This window comes from Immundisolibacter sp. (genome assembly GCF_050250495.1).
In the GTDB taxonomy this organism is placed as follows: domain Bacteria; phylum Pseudomonadota; class Gammaproteobacteria; order Immundisolibacterales; family Immundisolibacteraceae; genus Immundisolibacter.
Genome location: NZ_JBFWOM010000026.1, coordinates 1 through 20,778, shown reverse-complemented (window position 1 = coordinate 20,778; position 20,778 = coordinate 1). Strand labels below are relative to the sequence as shown.

At 68.9% G+C, this 20,778-nt stretch carries 22 protein-coding genes; 14 read left to right on the top strand and 8 right to left on the bottom strand.

The window, feature by feature from the left end; all coding sequences use genetic code 11:
• The coding region (locus AB7F93_RS12960) for a hypothetical protein (RefSeq protein ID WP_428303334.1) at positions 1–227 on the top strand (227 nt) is incomplete at its 5' end.
• 133 nt (positions 228–360) lie between these two features.
• Positions 361–1,134, top strand: a complete 774-nt coding sequence (locus AB7F93_RS12955; protein ID WP_428303333.1) for a hypothetical protein — start codon at positions 361–363, stop codon at positions 1,132–1,134.
• A gap of 111 nt (positions 1,135–1,245) precedes the next feature.
• Here the strand turns inward: AB7F93_RS12955 and AB7F93_RS12950 are convergent, their stop codons facing one another.
• Positions 1,246–2,211 carry an IS110 family transposase gene (locus AB7F93_RS12950; RefSeq protein WP_428303332.1) on the bottom strand — a complete coding sequence of 322 codons (966 nt, stop codon included), beginning with the start codon at positions 2,209–2,211 and terminating at the stop codon, positions 1,246–1,248.
• A gap of 393 nt (positions 2,212–2,604) precedes the next feature.
• Between AB7F93_RS12950 and AB7F93_RS12945 the strand changes: the two genes are divergently transcribed.
• Entirely contained in the window at positions 2,605–2,958 is a 354-nt protein-coding gene (locus AB7F93_RS12945) for a hypothetical protein (protein WP_428303331.1), read from the top strand.
• 79 nt (positions 2,959–3,037) lie between these two features.
• On the opposite strand, the gene AB7F93_RS12940 is transcribed toward AB7F93_RS12945, so the two are convergent.
• The 6 genes from AB7F93_RS12940 to gcvT form a co-directional block, all read right to left on the bottom strand.
• Positions 3,038–4,006, bottom strand: coding sequence for a dihydrodipicolinate synthase family protein (locus AB7F93_RS12940; protein WP_428303330.1), 969 nt, complete (start codon positions 4,004–4,006; stop codon positions 3,038–3,040).
• Between the two features lie 219 nt (positions 4,007–4,225).
• Positions 4,226–4,561, bottom strand: coding sequence for a hypothetical protein (locus tag AB7F93_RS12935; RefSeq protein WP_428303329.1), 336 nt, complete (start codon positions 4,559–4,561; stop codon positions 4,226–4,228).
• A 79-nt stretch (positions 4,562–4,640) separates the two neighbouring features.
• Positions 4,641–5,825, bottom strand: coding sequence for a CynX/NimT family MFS transporter (locus AB7F93_RS12930; RefSeq protein WP_428303328.1), 1,185 nt, complete (start codon positions 5,823–5,825; stop codon positions 4,641–4,643).
• Positions 5,826–5,831: 6 nt separating this feature from the next.
• Positions 5,832–7,175: an aminomethyl-transferring glycine dehydrogenase subunit GcvPA gene (gene gcvPA, locus AB7F93_RS12925; RefSeq protein ID WP_428303327.1), complete on the bottom strand. Its 1,344-nt coding sequence runs from the start codon at positions 7,173–7,175 to the stop codon at positions 5,832–5,834.
• Positions 7,175–7,555 (bottom strand): glycine cleavage system protein GcvH, encoded by a 381-nt coding sequence (gene gcvH, locus AB7F93_RS12920; protein ID WP_428303326.1) that lies wholly within the window; start codon positions 7,553–7,555, stop codon positions 7,175–7,177. The genes gcvPA and gcvH overlap by 1 nt, the downstream gene beginning before the upstream one ends.
• Before the next feature lie 40 nt (positions 7,556–7,595).
• Positions 7,596–8,711: a glycine cleavage system aminomethyltransferase GcvT gene (gcvT, locus tag AB7F93_RS12915; RefSeq protein WP_428303325.1), complete on the bottom strand. Its 1,116-nt coding sequence runs from the start codon at positions 8,709–8,711 to the stop codon at positions 7,596–7,598.
• Positions 8,712–8,793: 82 nt separating this feature from the next.
• Between gcvT and argB the strand changes: the two genes are divergently transcribed.
• The 3 genes from argB to AB7F93_RS12900 all read left to right on the top strand — a co-directional run bounded on the left by argB (position 8,794) and on the right by AB7F93_RS12900 (position 11,720).
• Complete coding sequence (gene argB, locus AB7F93_RS12910; RefSeq protein WP_428303324.1) at positions 8,794–9,708, top strand: acetylglutamate kinase; 915 nt, start codon at positions 8,794–8,796, stop codon at positions 9,706–9,708.
• A gap of 168 nt (positions 9,709–9,876) precedes the next feature.
• Positions 9,877–11,223, top strand: coding sequence for an aromatic ring-hydroxylating oxygenase subunit alpha (locus AB7F93_RS12905; protein ID WP_428303323.1), 1,347 nt, complete (start codon positions 9,877–9,879; stop codon positions 11,221–11,223).
• Between the two features lie 2 nt (positions 11,224–11,225).
• On the top strand, positions 11,226–11,720 hold the full coding sequence (locus AB7F93_RS12900; protein ID WP_428303322.1) for an aromatic-ring-hydroxylating dioxygenase subunit beta: 495 nt from the start codon (positions 11,226–11,228) through the stop codon (positions 11,718–11,720).
• Positions 11,721–11,724: 4 nt separating this feature from the next.
• Here the strand turns inward: AB7F93_RS12900 and AB7F93_RS12895 are convergent, their stop codons facing one another.
• On the bottom strand, positions 11,725–12,627 hold the full coding sequence (locus AB7F93_RS12895) for a GGDEF domain-containing protein (RefSeq protein ID WP_428303321.1): 903 nt from the start codon (positions 12,625–12,627) through the stop codon (positions 11,725–11,727).
• A 331-nt stretch (positions 12,628–12,958) separates the two neighbouring features.
• Here AB7F93_RS12895 and AB7F93_RS12890 point away from each other — a divergent pair, with 331 nt between their 5' ends.
• The 8 genes from AB7F93_RS12890 to AB7F93_RS12855 form a co-directional block, all read left to right on the top strand.
• Entirely contained in the window at positions 12,959–14,131 is a 1,173-nt protein-coding gene (locus AB7F93_RS12890; RefSeq protein ID WP_428303320.1) for an acyl-CoA dehydrogenase family protein, read from the top strand.
• Positions 14,128–15,150: a phosphotransferase family protein gene (locus AB7F93_RS12885; protein WP_428303319.1), complete on the top strand. Its 1,023-nt coding sequence runs from the start codon at positions 14,128–14,130 to the stop codon at positions 15,148–15,150. Before AB7F93_RS12890 ends, AB7F93_RS12885 begins: the two co-directional genes overlap by 4 nt.
• A gap of 3 nt (positions 15,151–15,153) precedes the next feature.
• The gene (locus tag AB7F93_RS12880) at positions 15,154–15,546 is read left to right on the top strand and encodes a DUF6285 domain-containing protein (protein ID WP_428303318.1); all 393 of its coding nucleotides are present in this window, start codon (positions 15,154–15,156) and stop codon (positions 15,544–15,546) included.
• Between the two features lie 23 nt (positions 15,547–15,569).
• Entirely contained in the window at positions 15,570–16,778 is a 1,209-nt protein-coding gene (locus AB7F93_RS12875) for an acyl-CoA dehydrogenase family protein (RefSeq protein WP_428303317.1), read from the top strand.
• A 148-nt stretch (positions 16,779–16,926) separates the two neighbouring features.
• Positions 16,927–18,207 carry an aromatic ring-hydroxylating oxygenase subunit alpha gene (locus AB7F93_RS12870; protein ID WP_428303316.1) on the top strand — a complete coding sequence of 427 codons (1,281 nt, stop codon included), beginning with the start codon at positions 16,927–16,929 and terminating at the stop codon, positions 18,205–18,207.
• Positions 18,208–18,277: 70 nt separating this feature from the next.
• Positions 18,278–18,763: an aromatic-ring-hydroxylating dioxygenase subunit beta gene (locus AB7F93_RS12865; RefSeq protein ID WP_428303315.1), complete on the top strand. Its 486-nt coding sequence runs from the start codon at positions 18,278–18,280 to the stop codon at positions 18,761–18,763.
• A 13-nt stretch (positions 18,764–18,776) separates the two neighbouring features.
• On the top strand, positions 18,777–19,628 hold the full coding sequence (locus tag AB7F93_RS12860; protein WP_428303314.1) for an alpha/beta fold hydrolase: 852 nt from the start codon (positions 18,777–18,779) through the stop codon (positions 19,626–19,628).
• Positions 19,629–19,678: 50 nt separating this feature from the next.
• Positions 19,679–20,778: class I adenylate-forming enzyme family protein (locus tag AB7F93_RS12855; RefSeq protein WP_428303313.1), on the top strand; the 1,100-nt coding region annotated here is incomplete at its 3' end.

Genomic DNA, 20,778 nt, shown 5'->3' with positions numbered 1-20,778 from the left:
AAATAACAAAGGCGCTATTGAATTACACTGCCGGACAGAATAATGTACTTCGCAGCCTTGCCGACAACCAATACGGTATTAACGTTACGGATGGCGCTGTAGGAACCGCTATCGACACGCCTATGGCTGGGAAATCCCCGAATCAGCTGACTCTCAACAATGAGGCCGACGACAAGGACGACGGGGCTCCACAGCCGCCTGGCCTTCCTAAGCGAGGGCAGCTGTAGCGCCGCCTAGCTTGTCCTGCCGCTCAGCCGGGGGGGCGTGCCCAAGCGAAAATTCTGCCCTTCCAAATAAGTTCGCGCGTCAATAGCTCGCGGACTTCAGCGTAGAGCACCATCGCCTTTTACAGGAGAATTTATGAGTACGAAACCCAACGATCTACCTTCGGTTATCTTACTTGCTTGCTCCGTTCTTGTGGCGCTTTTTATTGTCATTGGGACGATAGAGAATCATGACGAAGAACATAAAGCGAGAGCAAAAGAAGAGCTTGCCGCTCTACTCAAAGACAGCTATATTCAAGGTTTTGAAGCAGGGATCAAAGAAGGCTCTGCTCAGGGCTATCAATTAGCATATGAATACTTCTTCCCAGGCACGTCGTTACGACTTCAAGGATTTGCACACAAGCTATTCAAAATTCTCATTTGGGGGGGGGCACTTAAAATTTGCATTTCAGGGTGTTGGGGGCTGTTTATTTTAGTCACCAAGGCCTCGGGCCCACTTCATGCGCTCGGCCGGATTTTTTTCTGTGCGCTTGGTTTTATCGCAACGACTTTAGTCTCCGCACGTAATAATCTAAGGCACTTAGCGGAAGCAAAGCTATTGATGCCAGGTGCGTTCGGCGGTCTTGATCAACTTGGATGGACTGTTCCTGCTGCGATAGTTTTCTGGTATGCATCTTTCAAGATTCATTTTTTTTTTCGAGAGACTCACACTCCTCTTGTTGATATTTTATCGGCGGTATTGCTTTCTTCCGGGCTCACCTTCCTGTTACCCATTCTCTTTGGCCTCTACTTCAACGTGCCCGATATATCAAGATATGTCGCGGCAAGCATTTTTGCGGGCGCTTTTATCGGGGGATTTGGCCATCTTGCTGTCGTTCTCCTTGCTGGCAGCCCGCGTAGCCCGCGGTAGATACTGTTATCCGCGTCAAGCGAGCTGATGCGGCGTCGGATCGAACGGCCGCCCGGAGCGGAGCACGCCGTAGGCCACGCACAGCAGCTCGCGTAGATACTGTTATCCGCGTCAAGCGAGTTGATGCAGGGTCGGATCGAACGGCCGCCCGGAGCGCAGCACGCCGTAGGCCACGCACAGCAGCTTTCGCATCATGGCGCCGAGGATCAGCATCGGCGGCTTGCCGGCGGCGGCCAGACGCTGCTTGAGCGCCCGGCCCCAGGCGGTGCGCGTGGTGGCCACCATCGCCGGCATGTACAGCGCCTTGCGCAGTCGCGCGTGGCCGACCTTGGAGAGCCGCGGCTTTCCGCGCACGCTCGACCCGGACTGGTGCTGGCGCGGGTCGAGCCCGGCAAACGCCACCGCCTGTTTGGCGCTCTCGAACCGCAATGGGCCGCCGTAGTAGGCGAGCAAGGCCGCCACGGTCTTGTCGCCCAGGCCCGGGATGCTGACCAGCAACTCGCCCTGGCCGCGCAGGCCGGGATCGTCGTCGATGGTGTGGCGGATGGCCGCATCGATGTCGGCGATGGCCTGTTCGAGGTGCGCGAGGTGCGCCTCGATGCCACCGCGCACCGCCTCATCGGACACCGGCAGGCGATTGCGCTCCTGCGTGCGCATGGCTTCGAGCGCCTCGCGGCGGGCGACCAGGGCGCGCAAGGTTCTGACCGACACCGGCGGCGCCTGCCACGGCGGCGGGCACTGGGCGGCGCAGAAGTCCGCGATCAGGCGCGCATCGATGCGGTCGGTCTTGCTGCGGACCAGACCCGCCCCGCCGAAGGCCTTGATCTGCGCCGGATTGACCACGCTGACCGTGTGCCCGGCGTCGGCCAGGAACTCGGCTACCGCTTCCCAGTAGGTGCCGGTGGCTTCCAGGCAGGCGTGGACCGAATCGACGCCGTGCGATGTCAACCACTCACCGAGCACACCGAACCCGGTCGGCGTGTTCTCGATCACCTTGCTGCGCCACTTGCCGTCCGGGCGGCGCAGCGCGACATCGAGCTTGGCCTTCGAGACATCAATACCGAGGATATGAGCCATATCGACCTCCTTGTGACTCCACGCCCATCGACCTTGTGCATACGGGCTGCCGGCCAGGCCGGGCCCCAGAGACTGTCCGATGTCGTGCGGGGAGACAAAACGCAAGGCCGGCGCAACATCTACGCTGCGGGCTCAAGGCCCCAGGGTGGGCACGGCGTCCGGCCTTGCGAACACTCTACCCGTCGGGTGACGGGCAAATACAAGGGTGGGCAAAGGCCGCCAGGCCATGCCCACGCGGGTTCGACGGCTCGCGGCCAATAACGGTCGGTAATTCGCTTTCTTTCAGCGTGGGCACGCTTCGCTTTGCCCACCCTACAAGACGCGCGGGACGATGAAACGCATTCCGCCTTCCATGCTTTCTCGAACTTCACCTGACCGATTCGCACTGCCACCATGATCGAACTACACACGCTTTCTGACTCCGAAATCCTCGCCGCCGTCGGGCCGATCATGGACAACCTGATGCAGGGTTCGACCGAGATCGACCACGCCAGACACACGCGCGACTTTACCGACCGCATGAAGTGCATCGTCACGCCGGAACGGCTGGCTGCGATGTGTGCGGATTACCAATCCCGCATCGGTTATTTCCGGCGGCGGGAATTCGTGGCGCTGTTCCGACGGCAGGCGTCCGTGGCCGTGGTCTGGAAACAATCCTGCTCCAGATCGGCGGACGAGTTTGTGGCGGAAGCGGTGTTCGTGCCGCACGGCGACCGCTGGCTGGTCGACCACGCGATGGTGTTCTGAAACGCGCCGGGCGCGGCTGAGCGCCAGGCCGCCTTGGATGCGGTGCCAGACGAACCGCATCCAAGGTCTGTGCTTCAAATCAAACCACGCCGAGATCCTTGAGGCGCCCGCGCAGCGTCTCCGCCTGCGCCGGGGGCAGATCGCGCAGCGGCGGAATCATGTAGCCGCCGTTGAGGCCAATGGCGTCGAACCAGGTCTTGACGCTCGACACGGTGCCGGCGTAGGTGTTCGTCTCCATGATCTTCCACAGCAGGGTTTCTTCGAGCAGCAGGCGCACGCCGTTCAGTTCCATCGACTTGGCGCGAGCCTCCTCCCACTTGCCCTGCGCGGCGAGCGCCCGGTACTCGGTCACCAGATGCCGCTTCTTGCCGTACAGGATGTAGGACAGCTCGCCCCACACGCACTGGCCGCCGGAGCGCAGCTCGTCCAGGAACACCGCCTCGGAGGGGTCGCACACCACGAAGTTGTCCGGCAGCTCGCGGCGGATGCGCAGCGTGTCGACGCGGCCGCCGGCACCCTGCTTCACGGCCACCACGGTATCGAGCCCGGCCAGACGCCGCATCAGGTCGAAGCCGAGCACGCGCCCGCCGACGCCGGTGCGGTACAGGCAGATCGCCAGATTGGTGTGGTCGGTGAGGTACTGGAACCAGTCGAAGATCTCGTCGTCGGTGCGCAGCTGCACCACGGGGTTGATGACTTCCGCGCCCTCGAAGCCCATCTCCTCGACCGCGTTCATCTTCTCGATGCAGGTGTGCACGCAGGGGTCGAGGATGATGGTCCACAGCGGGATGCGGCCGCGGCCGGCATCCGCGACCACCTGATGGAAATGCAGCCACTGGCTCGGCGTCATGTTCCAGCCTTCGGCAAAGAAGCCGCCGACCACCAGCCCCTCGATGCCCATGTCGATGAACGCGTCGATGTTCTCGCGCAGACCCTTTTCGTCGACCTTCCGGTCCGCGCCCACCGGCGTGATCGGGCACATGTAGAAGCCCTTGATCTTGGCCTTGGCCCAGTCCTTGGCGCCGCTGCGGGTGAATTCGAGTGGCATGGGAAATCCTCCTCGTGGTCGCCGGCGGAAACTGCCGGCTGTGTTGTGGACATTGTTTTTCTGAGTAACGACGCCCCGCCAAAAAAGACACGCGGCGAAGCGGTATCGACAAGAATCTGGCGGCCCCGACGCAAAGCCGGGGCCCGCCGTGTCAGAGGCCGGCGATGCCTGGCGGCATCGCCGCGCGGGCGCCCGACGTTGGGCACCCAGAGGGCGGTCTTACTCGGACGCGCGCTCGACGTAAGCGCCCTGCACCGGCTGCGTGCAGCCCAGGCAGCGGGTGAGCAAGCCATGCGCGGGGCCGACAACCAGTTCGTTGGCCGCCTGATCGACATTGCCACCGAGCGCACTGAACGGCAGCGTCACCAGAAACACCGCCGCGCCAAAGGCGGTGGCCGCAGCGTATAAGGGCCGCGCGATCAGCGTGTCGGCGATCATGGTGGCGCCGTTCGGCTGGTCGACGTCGGGACCGGCCATCTCCATTTCACCAGCGATGGACGGGCGCACCAGGGCGACCGTCAGGACCGCCGCCAGAATCAGTTTGAACGCGGACATATCGACTCCCTGGACAAGTGCTTGAAACCTGCGTCCTGCCTGCGGACGGCGGCAAGAGTAGGCGCCGGCTTCCAGCCGGTCAATGCGCCGACGGTACGGGTACGCGGGCTTGCCGAAGCCGCGCCGCGCATACAACCAGACCGACCAGTGCCGTGCCGAGCAGCAGCACAGGCCACAGCCAGCTGCCGGTGCGTTCGAGCAACGCCCCGACCAGCGGCGGGCCGACCAGGATGCCGAGCCCCTGCCCGGTGAGCGCGAGTCCCAGAATCGGCCCGGTCGCGGCCGGCGTCGGCGCCAGCAGCGGCGCCTGCGTGAAGATGCCGGTCGGGATGATGCCGAGCAGCAGCCCGTACAGCGTGAGCAGGGCGTACATCACGCCGGGCGAGTGCGTGGGCAGCAGCATCGCCGGCAACACCACCAGCAGCGGCAGCGCCGGCGCCACCAGCAGCGTGGAGGGCCGCCAGCCGCGGTGCACCAGCACGCCGCCCAGCAGGTTGCCCGGGATGATGGCCAGCGGCACCAGCGCACAGGCGCGCGTGGCCGTGGCGGCCGAGATGCCGAGCGTGTGCGTGAGGTACGTCGGCAGGAAAGTGAACACGCTGAAGAACTGGCTGCTGAAACAGAAAAACGCAAGCGCCAGCACCCACGGCCCGGCCGTGCGCAGCGGACGCAGGTCCAGCCGACCGCCGGACGGCCGGCCGACGTCGGACGGCAGCCCCGGCAACAGCAGCAGCACGGCGAGCGCCGCGATGGCACTGACGCCCCACAGGCCGCGCCAGCCGTAGCCCGCCAGCAGCCACGGCGCAAGGCCCAGCATCAGCACGCTGCCGACCGGCATCCACAGCGCCCACACGCCCATGGAAAGACCCATGTCCTCGCGGCGGGACAGGCTTGCGATCAGCGTCGGCGCGGCGACCGTGATCAGCACCACGCCGAAGCCTTCGAGCCCGCGCCCGGCGAGCAGCCAGCCGGTGGCGGGCGCGAGCGCGCTGGCGAGGCCAGCCGCGATCAGCACCAGCAAACCGTCACGCAGCAGCCGGCGCGCGCCGCGCCAGTGGCTTAGCTGGCCCGACGCGACGCCGAGCGCGAACGTGGCGAGCGTGCCGGCGGACATGACCCAGCCGATCTGCGTCAGCGTGAGGTCAAGACTCTCGCGAAGGTCGATGGCCGCGGGCGCGGCCTTCGATAGCGCCGTAGCCGCCGCCACACCGGCCAGAAAGGCGACCGCGACGCCGCGCCAGTGGGTGCGCTGCGGCGCCTGCATCGCGGCTTACAGCAGGTCCGCAAGCGCCGCGGCGTAGCGCTCGCAGGCCGCCGGCGGCGTCAGTTCCGTGGTGCACACCAGCAGGCCGTCGGCGAGCTCCGGGTAGTGCTCGGCCAGCGGCAGGCCGCCCAGGATGTCGCGCCCCAGCAGGCCATCCAGCACGCGCGCCAGATCACCCGGGATGCGCAGCACGGTCTCGTTGAACACCGGGCCGCTGAAGGCGGGCGTAACGCCCGGCAGCGCGCACAGGCGCTCGGTGAGCGTGCGCAGGTGCGCATGGCTGCGGCGGGCGACCGTCTCCAGCCCGGCCGGCCCCATCAGGCTCAGGTACAGCGTCGCGGCCGTCGCCAGCAGGCCCTGATTGGTGCAGATGTTGGAGGTCGCCTTGGCGCGGCGGATGTGCTGCTCGCGCGCCTGCAGCGTCAGCGTGAAGCCGTCGCGGCCGTCGAGGTCCACCGTGCGCCCGGCGATGCGGCCCGGCAACTGGCGCACCAGCGCCTGCCGGCAGGCCATGAAGCCCAGATACGGCCCGCCGCCCGCCAGCGGAATGCCGAGCGGCTGGCCTTCGCCGCAGGCAATGTCGGCGCCCTTCCCGCCCCAATCGCCGGGCGGCTTCAATATCGCCAGCGCCAGCGGGTTGACCACGCCGATGACGAGCGCGCCCGCCGCGTGGGCGGCGTCGGTGAGCACGTCCACGTCTTCCAGCACGCCGAAGAAATTCGGCTGCGGCACGGCGAGCGCGGCCACATCGGTCCAGTCCACGCCATCCAGCACCGTGCGGCCGGTTTCGCGATCAAAACCAGGCTCCACGATCTCGATGCCCTGGCGGCCGACGATGCTCTTCACCGTGGCCCGGTACGCCGGGTGCAGCGCGCGCGGCAGCAGCACGCGCCGGCCGGCTGCACCGTTGGCGCGCACCGCCATCAGCACCGCCTCCGCCAGCGCAGACGCGCCCTCGTACAGCGAGGCGTTGGCGACGTCGAGCGCCGTGAGCCCGGCGATCATGCTCTGGAATTCGTACAGGACTTGCAGCGTGCCCTGGCTCGCCTCGGCCTGGTAGGGCGTGTAGGCGGAGTAGAACTCGCCGCGGCTGACGATCTGCCACACCGCCGCCGGGATGTGGTGCTGGTAGGCGCCGGCGCCGAGAAAACAGGTCGGGTTGCGGTCACCCGCGGTGCGCTCGGCGAGCAGCCCGCCGACTTCCCATTCCGGCAGGCCGTCGGGCACGTCCGGCAGACCGTCGATGCGCAGTGGGGCGGGTATTTCGTCGAACAGGTCCGCGACATCGGCCACGCCGATGGTGCGCAGCATGGCGGCGACTTCGTCCGCCGTGTGCGGGATGAACGGCATCAGGCGGACTCGGTGAGCGCGCGGTACGCGGCCGCGTCCAGCAGGTCCGCTGGCAGCGCGCCCGACACGCGCAGCAGCCAGCCGGCGCCGTAGGGATCCTGGTTCACCTGCTCGGGCGCGCCGGTGAGCGCGTCGTTCACCGCCAGCACGCTGCCGGCGAGCGGCGCGTACACATCGGCCGCGGCCTTGACCGACTCCACCACCGCGCAGGCATCGCCGGCCGCGAGCGCCTTGCCGACCGCCGGCAGCTCCACGTACACGAGGTCGCCAAGCTGCGCCTGCGCGTGGTCGGTGATGCCGACGGTAATGCTGCCGTCGGCTTCCTGCCGCAGCCATTCGTGGGTTTGCGTGTAGCGCAGCGTGTCCGGCACCTGGCTCAAGGTCGGTCTCCCTGACTGAAAACGAAGTTCAAAAAAGCGATCAGCTTTCCGCCAGCGGCGGCAGCTCGACGCGCAGCGCGCCGTCGCGCACGAACGGCGGATCCACGACACGCGCCGGCAGCTCGCGATCGCGGATGCGTATCGTACAAGCGCCCATGACGCCTGCCTCGACGCGGGCGAGGCCGACGCCGCGGCCGACCGTGGGCCCGAAGCCGCCCGAAGTCAGCACGCCGACTTGCCGGCCATCCTGCAACACCGGCGCGCCGTCGCGCAGCACGCCGCGGCAGGCCAGCACCAGGCCGACCCTCACGCGCGCCACGCCAGCCGCGCGCTGCGCATCGAGTGCCGCGCGGCCGATGAAGTCACGGCCAGGCTCCAAGTGCACGGTCCAGGCGAGGCCGCATTCGAGCGGCGTGACCGTCTCGTCCATCTCGTGCCCGTACAGCGACAGGCCCGCTTCGAGCCGAAGCGTGTCCCGCGCGCCGAGGCCCGCCGGGCGCACGCCGGCGCCGATCAGCGCCTGCCACAGCGCCGCGCTGTCTGCCGCCGGGAGCATGATTTCGTAGCCGTCCTCGCCGGTATAACCCGTTCGCGCGACCAGCCAGTCGGCATGCTCTGCGGCAGTGAAACGCCGGAGCCCCGCCACGGCGCCGCGCAGCGCCTCCGGCAGGCAGCCATCGGCCAGCGCCCGCGCCTGTGGCCCCTGCACCGCCAGCATGGCGAGATCCTCGCGCGGGGTGAGTGCCGCGTCGAAGCCGGCAAGCCGCGCGCGCAGCCAGTCGAGATCGGCCTGCCGGCGCGCGGCGTTCAGCACCAGCCGGTAGCGCGCGGCCGCCAGGCGGTACACGAGCAGGTCGTCGATGATCCCGCCTTGGTCGTTCAGCAGGCAGCTATACAGCGCCTGGCCGTCCGTGAGGCGCGCCACGTCGCCAGCCAGCACGTGCCGCAGCCAGGCTTCTGCCTGCGGACCGGTCACGTCCGCCTGCGCCATGTGTGAGACGTCGAACACGCCGGCCGCGGCGCGCACGGCGTGGTGCTCGTCGAGCTGCGAGCCGTAGTGCAGCGGCATGTCGTAGCCGGCGAACGGCGCCATGCGCGCGCCGGCGGCCAGGTGAACCGAATGCAGCGGGGTTTCGAGCAGGGCGTGGTCGGGCATGGGGCGGTCCGGCGGCGGGCGGTCGGCATGATAAGCGATGCCGTGCGGCCTAGAATTCGGCCCACGCTGCCTGGAGAACGCCATGCCCTTGTCGATCGACGCCGCCCACCGCATCGCCGTGGTGCTGGTCGAGGCCCTGCCCTATATCCGCCGCTTTCGCGGCAAGACCATAGTCGTCAAGTACGGCGGCAACGCCATGGTGGACGCACAGCTCAAGCACAGCTTCGCGCGCGACATCGTGCTGATGAAGCTGGTCGGCATGAACCCGGTCGTGGTGCACGGCGGCGGCCCGCAGATCGGCGAGCTACTGGGCCGGCTTGGCATCGAAAGCCGCTTCGTCGACGGCCAGCGCGTCACGGACGCCGCCACCATGGACGTGGTGGAGATGGTGCTGGGGGGCCTCGTGAACAAGGAAATCGTCGCCCGCATCAACAGCCACGGCGGCCAGGCGGTGGGCATCACCGGCAAGGACGCCGCCACCGTGCGCGCCCGCAAGCTCACGCTGCAACGCGACGCCACGCTGCCGGACGAGATCATCGACTTGGGGCACGTGGGTGAGGTCGAGTCCATCGACACCGCGCTGGTGGACCTGCTGAGCGGGCGGGACTTCATCCCGGTGGTGGCGCCGGTCGGCGTCGGCGCCGACGGCGCCGCCTACAACATCAATGCCGACACCGTGGCCGGCAAGCTGGCGGTGGCACTGCACGCCGAAAAGCTGATGCTGCTCACCAATACCGCGGGCGTGCTGGACGGCAGCGGCAAGCTCATCCCGCGCATGGATGCCGACACGGCGCAGGCGCTGATCGCCGACGGCACCATCCACGGCGGCATGCTGCCGAAGGTGCGCTGTGCGCTCGATGCGGTGGCGGGCGGCGTTGGTGCCGCGCACATCGTCGACGGCCGCGTCGAGCACGCGGTGCTGCTGGAGGTGTTCACCGACGCCGGCGTCGGCACGCTGATCGCGGGCGCGCTGGACGGCGTGTGGCCTGCGAGCTGACAGACATGCCGAAAAATTCCCTCCCTGGAATTTTTCAGCTCGCCGTAGCGCGGTACACGCCCGCGCTACGCTCCCTGAATCAATGCCTTACGGCATTGATTCAGGTCGGCGCATCCTGCCCCGAGCGGGAGGCGCTGAATCAATCAGCGCCTCCCTGAGCGGCGCCCCGTGGCGATCGACGCCGGCCTCGACCTCGACGCGCTGATCGATGATCGCCCGGCGGACGGCGTATTCCGCGTGCACCGGTCGGTGTTCACGGACCCTGCCGTGTTTGCGCAGGAGCTCGAACGCATCTTCGAGGCCACCTGGGTCTACGTGGCGCTCGGCAGCGAACTCGCCCGACCACACGACTTCGTCACCCGCCAGGTCGGCCGCCAGCCGGTGCTGCTGACGCGCAATGCCGACGGCCGCCTGCGCGGGTTTCTGAACAGCTGCCGGCACAAGGGCACGCTGCTGTGCACGCAGCGCGCCGGCACCGCGCGCTTCCACGCCTGCCCCTACCACGGCTGGGTATACGACAGCGCCGGGCGCTGCGTGGAGCTGACCGACCGCGCCCACGGCCACTACCCGCTCGCCTTCGATGCCGAAAGACACGATCTTGCGCAGGTGGCGCGCATCGACAGCTACCGCGGCTTTGTGTTCGCGAGCCTGTCGCCCAACGTGCCGGAACTCGCCGAGCACCTTGGCGAGGCGCGCGCCCTGCTGGATCTCGTCGCCGATCAGGCGCCAGACGGGCTCGAATTCGTGCCCGGCGAGGCGAGCTACACCTTCGACGGCAACTGGAAACTGCAATTCGAGAACGGCCTCGACGCCTACCACTTCGCGAGCACGCACGCGGCCTTCGTGGACATCGTGCGCCAGCGTCCGCGGACGGCGGGCGCACCAGCCGCCGCGCCCGGACCGATCATCGCCGGCACGGTCAGCACCGCACGCGGCCACGCCATGTCCTGGTCGGTCGGCGCGCCCGGTCAGGGGCCGGACAACCGCCCGCTGCCACGCGATCCGCGCCTGCTGGAGGCGGCCCGTCAGCGCGTCGGCGAGGCACGACTCGACTGGATGCTGCGCCAGCGCAACCTGACCATCTTTCCGAACCTGCAGGTGATCGACATCCAGTCGCTGCAACTGCGCACCTGGCAGCCGCTGGCGGTCGATCGAACGCGCATGAGCTCGCGCTGCCTTGCCCCGCGCGGCGAGAGCCCGGCGGCGCGGCGCTTTCGCATCCGCCAGTACGAGGAGTTCTTCAACGCCGGCGGGCTCGCGACGTCAGACGACAACGTGATGTACGCGCTGAACCAGGACGGCCTCGCCGCGCACGCCGCCGGCGACACGCAGGGCTACGCGCGCGGCATGGCGGCGCCGCCCGCGCCCGACGGCACGTTCGAGGCGCTCGACCTCACCGAAGCGCGCCTGAACGCCAGCGCCGCCGGCTTGGCCTTCGGCGACGAGACCGCCATCCACGCCGGCTACCGGGAATGGAAACGCCTGATGCGGGACGCCGACGGGACGCGAGATTGACCATGCGCGACGCGACCGCCATTGCGACGGACCTGCTGCACCGCGAATGTCGGTATCTGGACACCCGCGCCTGGGACGCCTGGCTCGCCCTGTACGCGCCGGATGCCGTCTACTGGGTACCGGCCTGGCGCGACGAGCACACGCAGACCAGCGACCCCGACACCGAGATTTCGCAGATCTTTCACGACAGCCGGCGCGGGCTCGAAGAGCGCGTGATGCGCGTGCGCTCCGGCAAGTCGGTCACGGCGCAGCCGCTGCCGCGCACCACGCACTTCGTCAGCAACGTCGAGGCCCGGTTCGACGCGGACGGCGCCATCGCCGCCGAGGCCAGCTGGATGGTTCAGGTCTACCAGCCGCGCAGCGAGCGCCAGCACGCCAACTTCGGCCGCTATGAACTGCGCCTTGCCGAATCCGCGCAGGGCTGGGTGATCGTCCGCAAGCTCATCCGCCTGCAGAACGACTGCGTGCCGGCGCTGGTGGACTTCTACCTGCTGTGAGCCGCTACTTCGCCTCGCAGACCCGGTTGCGGCCGGCCTGCTTGGCCTGATACAGCGCCCCATCGGCGCGTTCGAACAGCGCCGCCGGCGTGTCGCTGGCGCGCAGCGCCGCCACGCCCAGGCTCAGCGTCGGCTTCACGACACGGCCGTCCCCAGGCAGCGCCTGTACCCGACTGCGCAGCCGCTCGGCCACGTCCAGCGCGGCCGGCCCCTCGCTCCCGACCAGCAGCACGGCAAACTCGTCACCGCCGTAACGGAACACGTGATCGGAATCACGCAGCCCCGCACGCAGTACCTCTGCCACCTCCTGCAACGCGCGGTCGCCGGCGGCGTGGCCGGCGCGGTCGTTGATCCGTTTGAGGTTGTCGAGGTCCACCATCAGCAACGTGAGCGCGGTGCCATACCGCAGCGCGCGGCTGATCTCGCGCGGCAGGGCGTCGTCGAACACGCCGCGGTTCGACAGACCGGTCAGGGGATCGGTCGCCGCGTCGTGCTGGGCCCGGCGGTACAGCACCGCATTGCGCAACGGCCAGACCAGCACGCCGACCAGTTGCTCCAGCGTCGCCAGTTCGGATTCTTCAAAGCGCTGGCGGCGGGTGATGCGCAGCGTGCCGAGCGACATGTCCTCGACCTTCAGGTCGTACGAGCAGGAATGCCGCCCGCCGCTGCCGTGGGCAATGACCCGCCAGTCGCCGGCAAGCGCGTGCCGGAAACTCAGGCTGTCGTGCGGCAACACCTCGCCGATGCGGCGCGAGAACTGGTCAATCAGCGTCTCCAGCTCCAGGTGTCGACCGAGCGCCGCCGACAGCTCCAGCGTCAGATAGGCCATGTCGATTGGCTTTCGCGCAGCCGGTTTGGCGGCCTGCAGCGGGCGCGGACGGTCAGACTCGATGCTGATCAGCTTCATTGTTCTGGCTTCCCGGAACGGTGGATCGGTGAGCGCCCAGTGGCGTCGGCCCAAACTAAGCAGCCGACGTGCCAATAGCCTTGATAACCGCATGGTTGCGGCGAAAATCTCAAGCACCCGCCGGCCTCGACTGGCAACTGATCGCCGCCACACGCCGCGCAGCCGGGATTCTGCGCCAGAAGGTCGACAGTTGGCGCTGCATGCCGCGCCTTGCCGCCGAATTTCCGGCACTCGGTGACCTTGGAGCCTGACAGCACGCGCCGCTACCCGCCGACTCAGCCGCCCTTGCCTACAATACCGGCGCCATTCGCCACCCCTCTGGACACGCCTGATGCTCGACTTTGCCCCGTCGCCGGAAACCGCCGCGCTCGCCGCCCGCGTGCGCCGCTTTGTGGAGGAAGTCGTTGTCCCGCGCGAGGCGGAGGTGGCCGCCGATGCCGACCGGCTGGAGCCGGTGCGTGCCGGACTGCAACAGGCCGCGCGCGAGGCCGGCGTGTTCGCGCCGCGCGTGCCGCGGGAGTACGGCGGACTGGGGCTCGACTGGCGCGACAGCGCGCTGGTGTTCGAGGCCGCCGGGCGCAGCCTGCTTGGGCCGCAGGCGCTCAACTGCGCGGCGCCGGACGAGGGCAACATGCACCTGCTGCACGCCGTCGGCACGGCCGAGCAGAAGGCGCGCTACTACGCGCCGCTGGCCCGAGGTGAGGTGCGCTCCTGCTTTGCCATGACCGAGCCCGCGCCGGGCGTCGGCTCCGATCCGGCCATGTTGCTCACGCGCGCCGTGCGCGACGGCGCCGGCTGGGTGATCGACGGCGACAAGTGGTTCATCACCGGCGCCGACGGTGCGGCATTCGCCATCTGCATGGCGCGCACCGACGACGGGCCGACCATGTTCATGGTGGACGCGGGCAACCCCGGGTTCGAGATCGTCCGCCACACGCCAACGCTCGACCATGCCTTCCCGGGCGGGCACTGCGAGGTGCGCTTCGCCGGCTGCCGGGTCGGTGCCGACGCCGTGCTCGGCGACATCGGCAAGGGCTACGAGTACGCGCAGCTGCGCCTCGGCCCCGGCCGGCTCACGCACTGCATGCGCTGGCTCGGCATTGCCGGGCGCGCGCTCGACATCGCCATGGACTACGTGAACGGGCGCGATTCGTTCAAGAAGCGCCTGTCGCAGCACCAGGAGATGCAGCGCCTGGTGGCGGAATCCGCCATTGAGGTGCACGCCTCGCGGCTCATGATCTGGCAGGCGGCGTGGTGTCTTGACCGCGGCGAGCAGGCACTGCACGAGACCAGCATGACCAAGGTGTTCGTGGCCGAGGCCGTGAACCGCATCGTCGACCGGGCGCTGCAGATGTGCGGCGCCAGCGGCATCAGCGAGTACCTGCCGCTGGCGCAGTTCTACCGCGAGATTCGCGGCTTTCGGATCTACGACGGCGCCACGGAAGTGCACCGCGCCAGCATCGGCATCCGGCTGCTGCGCGAAGCGGCCAAGGGCGCCCGGTGAGTGAGGCGGAGGAACTCGCCGCGGCGCTCGCGCCGTGGGTGAGCGAGCGCTTTGGAGCGGGTACCGCGATCCAGCGTCTGAAACTGCTTGCCGGCGGCGCCTCCCAGCAGGCCTGGCGGGTCGAGGTGTCAACACCGGACGCCCCGCTCGCGCTGATCGTGCGTCGCGATCTTGGCGGGCGCATGTTCGCGACCGCGCTCGGCCGGGCCGACGAATTCGCGGTGATCGAACTCGCCTACCGCGCTGGCGTGCCGGCGCCGCAGCCGCATGCCTATCTGGCGGATCTGGCTGGCCGGCCGGCCTTCGTGATGGGCTGTCTGGACGGCGAGACCATCGGGCGGCGCATCGTGCGCGAACCGGGTCTCGCCGATGCGCGCCGCGCACTGCCGGCGCAGATGGGTCGGGCACTCGCCGCCATCCACACCGTACCAGTTGATTCGGCAGCCTTTCTACCTGGGCCGACGGCGGATGAAGGCGCCGCGGCGTACGGTCTGCGTATGCTGGAACAGGAACTGGCGGGCGTGGCCGAGCCCTACCCCGCCATCGAACTCGGCCTTGCCTGGCTGCGGCGGCACATGCCACGCGAACTGCCTCCCGTGCTGTGCCACGGCGATTACCGCGTCGGCAACGTGGTGGTGAACGGTGCGGGTCTCGTCGGCGTGCTCGACTGGGAATTCGCCCACCGCGGCCATCCGGGCGAGGACCTGACCTTCGGCGCCATCCGCGCCTGGCGCTTCGGCGAAGCCGGCAAACGCTATGGCGGCGTCGGCGACGTCGCCGAATTTCTCGCCGCCTACAACGCCGCCCGTGGCACGGCGTTTACCGAGGGCGAGCTGTACTGGTTCGAGGTGGCGTCCAACCTCAAATGGGCCATCGCCACCGTCACGCAGGCGCGGCGCCACCTGTCCGGCCAGGAGCCGAGCCTGGAGCTGGCGAGCCTCGGGCGCATGACGGCCGAGATCGAGCTCGAAATCCTGAGCCTCATCGACCCGCGCCACCCACGTTACCCCGGAGACTGACCTTTGCAGGACCGTCCAACCGCGCCGGAGTTGCTGGATGCCGTGCGGGAGTTCATCGCGACCGAACTGCTGCCGACCGTAACCGACCACCGCCTGCGCTTTCGCACGCTGGTGGCGGCCAACCTGCTAGACATGCTGGGCCGGGAACTCGCGCTCGAACCCGCGCAGCTGCGCGCCGAGTGGGCGAGCCTCGATGCGCTGCTCGGCGACAGCGAGGCGCCGCCGGCGGATGCCGGCGCGCTCGCCACCGCCCTCGCCGCGCGCCAGGCGGCGCTGTGCGTGCTGATACGCGAAGGCCGCGAACCCGCGGGTACGCACGCGGTGCTGCTGCAAACCGTGCGCGCCAAGCTCGACATCGCCAACCCGCGGTATCTGTCTGGTTTCGAGCCGGTGTAGTCCCCTTTTCCGGAGCAACGCGGATGGACGATTTCCTGCCCGGCGACATCCGCGAGCTGCGCGACGCCTTCGTCGACTTCATGACCCGCGCCATCCTGCCGGAGCTGCCGGCGTACGAGGCGGCCGGGCAATTCCCGCGCGAGCTCGTGCGCCGCACCGGCGAGGCCGGCTGGTTCGGCGTGGTGTTTCCGGAGTCCCTCGGCGGCAGCGACGCCGGCTTTCTCGCCATGGCCGTGCTGGCGGAGGAAATGGCGCGCCTCGATCCGGGCTTCGCCCTGTGCCACAACCAGCAGGGCATGACCTGCCCGTACACCATTTTCGTCGGCGGCACGGACGCGCAGTGCGCGCGATTCATCCCGGACCTGATCGGCGGGCGCGCCATTGGCCTGTGGTCGCTCACCGAGGCCGGCGGCGGCTCGGACGCCGCCGGCAACCTCAAGACCTTCGCCGTGCGGCGCGGCGACCGCTACCTGCTGAACGGCCGCAAGATGTTCGCGACGCTGGCCGATGAGACCGACACCGGCGTGCTGTTCGCCCGCACCGACCGCAGCGCCGGCCACCGCGGCATCAGCGCCTTCGTGGTGGAGCCGAAAAAACATCCCGGCTACGCGGCGCAGCCGATCGACTTCGTCGGCCTGTCGCGCATGACGCGCTCCTGCGAGGTGGTGCTGGACGATTTCGAGGTGCCGGTCGAGAACCGCCTGGGTGCCGAGGGCGAGGGCTTCGCGCTCGCCATGCACGCCATCCAGGCCGGGCGCGTGTCGGTGGCGGCGCGCGCGGTCGGCATCGCCCGCGCCTGTCTTGACGAGGCCATGCGCTACGCGCGGGAACGGCCGATCCGCGGCCAGCCGCTCGCCAGCTACCAGATGACGCAGGCGGCAATTGCCGACGCGGTGGTGGCCGTGGAAGGCGCGCGCCTCATGACCTGGCACGCCGCGACGCTGATGGACCGCGACCTGCCGGCCAACCGCGTGGCGGCGCAGGCCAAGCTCGCGGCGTCGTTTGCGCTCAAGCAGGCCGCCGGCACGGCGCAGGAACTGTTCGGCGGCTACGGGCTTGCCAGCGAGTACCGCATCGCCCGGCTCACCAGCTACGCGCACGTGTTCCTGGTCGGCGAAGGCGCGCCCGCCGTGCAGCGCATCCTGATCGCCGAGGACGCGCTCGGTATCAAGAACGCCGACCGGCACCGGGTGAGCTACCGGCACCCGCGCGCGAATCGCCACCCCGGCTAGCGGCGCAGCCACGCGCCCCCGCCCGACCAGGACCGGCGCTTTGGGCGCCGCTTGATCGATGTCAGGCACCCGCCAGCCGGCACCGCTTCCGGCAAGCGCGCCTCAGGGCCTAAAATCGAACGAACGTTCAGGCAACAAGGGGCACGACATGCGCATCGAACAAGCGGTTCCGATCGACTACGACCACCTCATCCAGGCCGACCGCGTGCACAGCGCGCTGTATACGGACCCGGTCATCTTCGACGAGGAGATGGAGAAGATCTTCCACCACGGCTGGGTGTTCGTCGGCCACGACAGCGAAATCCCGAGCGCCGGCGATTACGTCACCCGCCAGATCGGCTACCAGCCGGTCATCATGACCCGCGGCAAGGACGGCGCCGTGCACGTCGTCCGCAACCGCTGCGCGCACCGCGGCAACAAGGTGTGCGCGCGCGACAAGGGCAACGAGAAGGTGTTCGCCTGTCCGTACCACGGCTGGGTGTTCGATCTGGACGGCCGCCTGCTCGACACGCCGCAGGCCGACGGCTACGGCCCGGGCTTCGACAAGTCCACGCTCGGCATGGCGCCGGCGGCGCAGGTGGAGGTGTACCGCGGCTTCGTGTTCGCCAGCCTGAACCACTCCGGCATGACGCTCGCCGAGCACCTTGGCCGCGCCACGGAGCTGCTCGACCGCTGCGCGGACCTGTCGCCCGAGGGCGAGCTCAAGCTCACCGCCGGGTGGCTGAAGCACAAGTTCAAGGCCAACTGGAAGATGCTGCCCGAGAACGACTGCGACGGCTACCACGTCGAGTTCACGCACTCGTCGTTCATGGTCGCCACCGACTCGCAGGCCATCGACCTCATCCAGGGCGGTGGCGAGCCGGTGGTGCGCGACTGGGGCAACGGCCACATCGAGATCGACTTCGGCGTCGCCTACCGCAAGCGGGGCACGCCGTTCGAGTGGTTCGGCCGCGTGCCGGCGAGCAAGCTGCCGAACTACGTGAAAGCGATGGTGGACCGCTACGGCGAGGACAAGGCCAACGCGCTGTTCTGCGGCGGCCCGCCGCACGCCATCATCTTCCCGAACCTGTTTCTCGGTGAACTGAACGTCGTTTTCTACTATCCGGTCAGCGCCAGCGAGTGCGTGCAGCTGTACACGCCCATGCTGCTGAAGGGCGCGCCGGAGGTGAACAAGCGCGCCATCCACCAGACCGAGGGCGCGGTCGGGCCGGGCTCGTTCCTGATCCCGGAGGACGTGATCATCGCCGAGCGCAACCAGGCCGGGCTCGCCGCCCAGCAGCCGGAGTGGCTTGACCTGAGCCGTGGCGCGCACCGCGAGTACCAGCAGGACGGCCTCACCGTGTCGCACATGTCGGACGAGACCGTGAACCGCGCCTTCTACCGCCGCTACAAGCAGGCCATGCAGCGCGATTTGCGCGGCGCGGCCTGAGCCCATCGCGCCCCGTCTCATGCGCGCCGGCCCGCCGTGGCCGGCCGGCGATTTATTGCAGGACAAACCCATGGTTTCTGACGAACTGCTGCGGCAGATCAGCGATTTCATCCACCACGAAGGCCGCCTGTGCGACCTGTCGCGCTACGCCGACTGGGAGGCGCTGTGGACCGACGACGCGCACTACTGGGTGCCGCGCGCGGACGGCCTCGACCCCGAGGAGCAGGTGTCGCACATCAACGACAACCGCCGCCGCATCCACACCCGCATCCACCAGCTGCTGACCGGCACCCGCCACAGCCAGGTGCCGGCATCGCCCATGGTGCGCGTCATCTCCGGTATCACCGTCGAGGCCATCGAGGGCGACGACTACATGGTCGGCTCGAACTTCATCCTGCTGGAGCTCGCCGTGCAGTCCACGCACGACCAGCACGTGTGGGGCGGGCGCCTCACGCACCGCCTGCGCCGCACCGCGGACGGCTGGCGCATGGCCGGCAAGAAGGTGGTGCTGGTCAACGCCGACGAGCCGATCCCGAACCTGTCGTTCCTGATCTGACCAGGCGGCGCCGGTGACATGCCCCGCGGCGGCCCGGCCGCTCAGCTTCGCCGCCCGAGACGGCGTGCACCTGGCGGCCGAATGCTGGGGCGACCCGGCGAGAGCGCCCGTCATCCTGCTGCACGGCGGCGGACAGACGCGTCACTCCTGGCAGGGCACGGCGCAGCGCCTCGCGGCGAGCGGCTGGTACGTGCTGTCGGCCGACCAGCGCGGCCACGGCGAAAGCGACTGGGCGCCCGACGGCGCCTACAGCCTGGACGACTACGTGGACGACCTGCGCGGCATGGTGGCGAGCCTGCACCGGCCGCCGGTGCTGGTGGGCGCGTCGCTCGGCGGCATGGTGGGCCTGCTCGCCGAAGGCGAACGCCGTGGCGAGTTTTTGCGCGCGCTGGTGCTGGTGGACATCGTGCCGCGCATCGAACAGCGCGGCGAGCAGCACGTGCGGCACTTCATGACCGGCAACCCGCGCGGCTTCGCGACGCTGGATGAGGCCGCCGACGCCGTGGCGAGCTATTTGCCGCACCGGCCGCGACCGGACGACGTGTCGGGCCTCGAACGCAACCTGCGCCTGCGGGATGGGCGTTACTACTGGCACTGGGACAGCCGCATGATGCAGTCCTTCGCGCGCGGCGCACCGGTGCGCGAGCGGCTCGACGCCGCGGCCCGGGCGCTCGCGCTGCCGACGCTGCTGGTGCGCGGCGAAATCAGCGACGTGGTGAGCCCCGAGGGCGCGCGGGAGTTCCTGGCCGCCGTGCCGCACGCGCAGTTCGTCGAGGTGCCGGGCGCCGGCCACATGGTGGCCGGCGACAGCAACGACGTGTTCACCGGCGCGGTGCTGGAGTTTCTGGAGCGCCTCCCGGCTTAGGCGACAACACAACAAGCGCGCATCACGAACGACACCAGAGGAGATCCCCCATGATCCTGCCGCGCGATTTCGTGCGCCGCTGCGCCGCGAGCTACCCGGACAAGGTCGCCTTCGTCGACGGCGCGGTCCGCCGCACCTGGGGCCAGATGCACGAGCGCTCGGACCGCCTCGCCGCCGCCTTGCAGGCCATGGGCATCGGCAAGGGCGACACCGTGGCGATCCTGGCGCACGACCACGTCGAGGTGCTGGAGCACTGGTTCGCGTGCCTGAAGATCGGCGCCGTGCGGGTGGGCGTGAACTGGCGCTACGCGCCGCGCGAGATGCTGCACCTGGTCCACGACTGCTCGGCCAGGGTGCTGATCATCCAGGACAACTGCGTGCCGCTGCTGGGTGAGCACCTCGGCACGCTCCGCGCCGCTGGTGTGCGCCTGGTGGGTCTGCGCGGCGCGCACGGCCTCGACCTCGACTACGAAACGCTGCTCGCCGGCCACAACGCGCGCCCGATGCTGCCGCCGCTGGCCGACGACGACTACACCGGCATCAGCTACACGTCCGGCACCACCGGCCTGCCCAAGGGCGCGCTGTGGACGCAGCGCAGCGTGCGCGAGTGCCTGCTGCACACCAACCTGCAGATCGGCCTGCGGCACGAGGACGTGTTCCTGTCGCCGGGCTCGACGGCCGGCGTCGGCATCGTGCTGAACTCGTTCGGCCTCGTGAACGGCATGCGCATGGTGCTGCCGGATGGCGACTTCAAGGCCGACGGCTGGCTGGAACTGCTGCAGGCCGAGCGCGCCACCTCGTCCATCCTCATGCCGACGCTGCTACAACGCGTGCTGGAGCTGTACAAGGCCGGCCACTACGACGCCTCCTCGCTGCGGCAGATCGTGTACGGCTCCGAGCCCACCCGCCCGCCGGTGATCCGCGACTGGCACGCCACCTTCGGCGGCGAAATCATGCAGATCTACGGTCTGACCGAATCCACCGGCGGTTGGCTGTCGTTCCTGCGGCACGAGGACCACCTGCGGGCGTTTGCCGGCGAACCGGAACTCCTCACCTCCTGCGGCAAGCCGGCGCTGCACGTGGACTTGTCCATCCGCGACGCGGACGGCCGCCACCTGCCGGTGGGTGAAGTCGGCGAGCTGTGGGCGCT

Excerpts from the sequence above, each read along its gene's own strand:
- gcvPA (WP_428303327.1), bottom strand. The coding sequence starts at position 7,175 with ATGCCGTTCATCCCGCACACGGCGGACGAAGTCGCCGCCATGCTGCGC.
- AB7F93_RS12875 (WP_428303317.1), top strand. The coding sequence starts at position 15,570 with ATGGACGATTTCCTGCCCGGCGACATCCGCGAGCTGCGCGACGCCTTC.
- AB7F93_RS12900 (WP_428303322.1), top strand. The coding sequence starts at position 11,226 with ATGCGCGACGCGACCGCCATTGCGACGGACCTGCTGCACCGCGAATGT.
- AB7F93_RS12945 (WP_428303331.1), top strand. The coding sequence starts at position 2,605 with ATGATCGAACTACACACGCTTTCTGACTCCGAAATCCTCGCCGCCGTC.
- AB7F93_RS12930 (WP_428303328.1), bottom strand. The coding sequence starts at position 5,825 with ATGCAGGCGCCGCAGCGCACCCACTGGCGCGGCGTCGCGGTCGCCTTT.
- AB7F93_RS12940 (WP_428303330.1), bottom strand. The coding sequence starts at position 4,006 with ATGCCACTCGAATTCACCCGCAGCGGCGCCAAGGACTGGGCCAAGGCC.
- argB (WP_428303324.1), top strand. The coding sequence starts at position 8,794 with ATGCCCTTGTCGATCGACGCCGCCCACCGCATCGCCGTGGTGCTGGTC.
- AB7F93_RS12955 (WP_428303333.1), top strand. The coding sequence starts at position 361 with ATGAGTACGAAACCCAACGATCTACCTTCGGTTATCTTACTTGCTTGC.
- AB7F93_RS12865 (WP_428303315.1), top strand. The coding sequence starts at position 18,278 with ATGGTTTCTGACGAACTGCTGCGGCAGATCAGCGATTTCATCCACCAC.
- AB7F93_RS12895 (WP_428303321.1), bottom strand. The coding sequence starts at position 12,627 with ATGAAGCTGATCAGCATCGAGTCTGACCGTCCGCGCCCGCTGCAGGCC.
- AB7F93_RS12935 (WP_428303329.1), bottom strand. The coding sequence starts at position 4,561 with ATGTCCGCGTTCAAACTGATTCTGGCGGCGGTCCTGACGGTCGCCCTG.
- AB7F93_RS12870 (WP_428303316.1), top strand. The coding sequence starts at position 16,927 with ATGCGCATCGAACAAGCGGTTCCGATCGACTACGACCACCTCATCCAG.
- AB7F93_RS12890 (WP_428303320.1), top strand. The coding sequence starts at position 12,959 with ATGCTCGACTTTGCCCCGTCGCCGGAAACCGCCGCGCTCGCCGCCCGC.
- AB7F93_RS12950 (WP_428303332.1), bottom strand. The coding sequence starts at position 2,211 with ATGGCTCATATCCTCGGTATTGATGTCTCGAAGGCCAAGCTCGATGTC.
- gcvT (WP_428303325.1), bottom strand. The coding sequence starts at position 8,711 with ATGCCCGACCACGCCCTGCTCGAAACCCCGCTGCATTCGGTTCACCTG.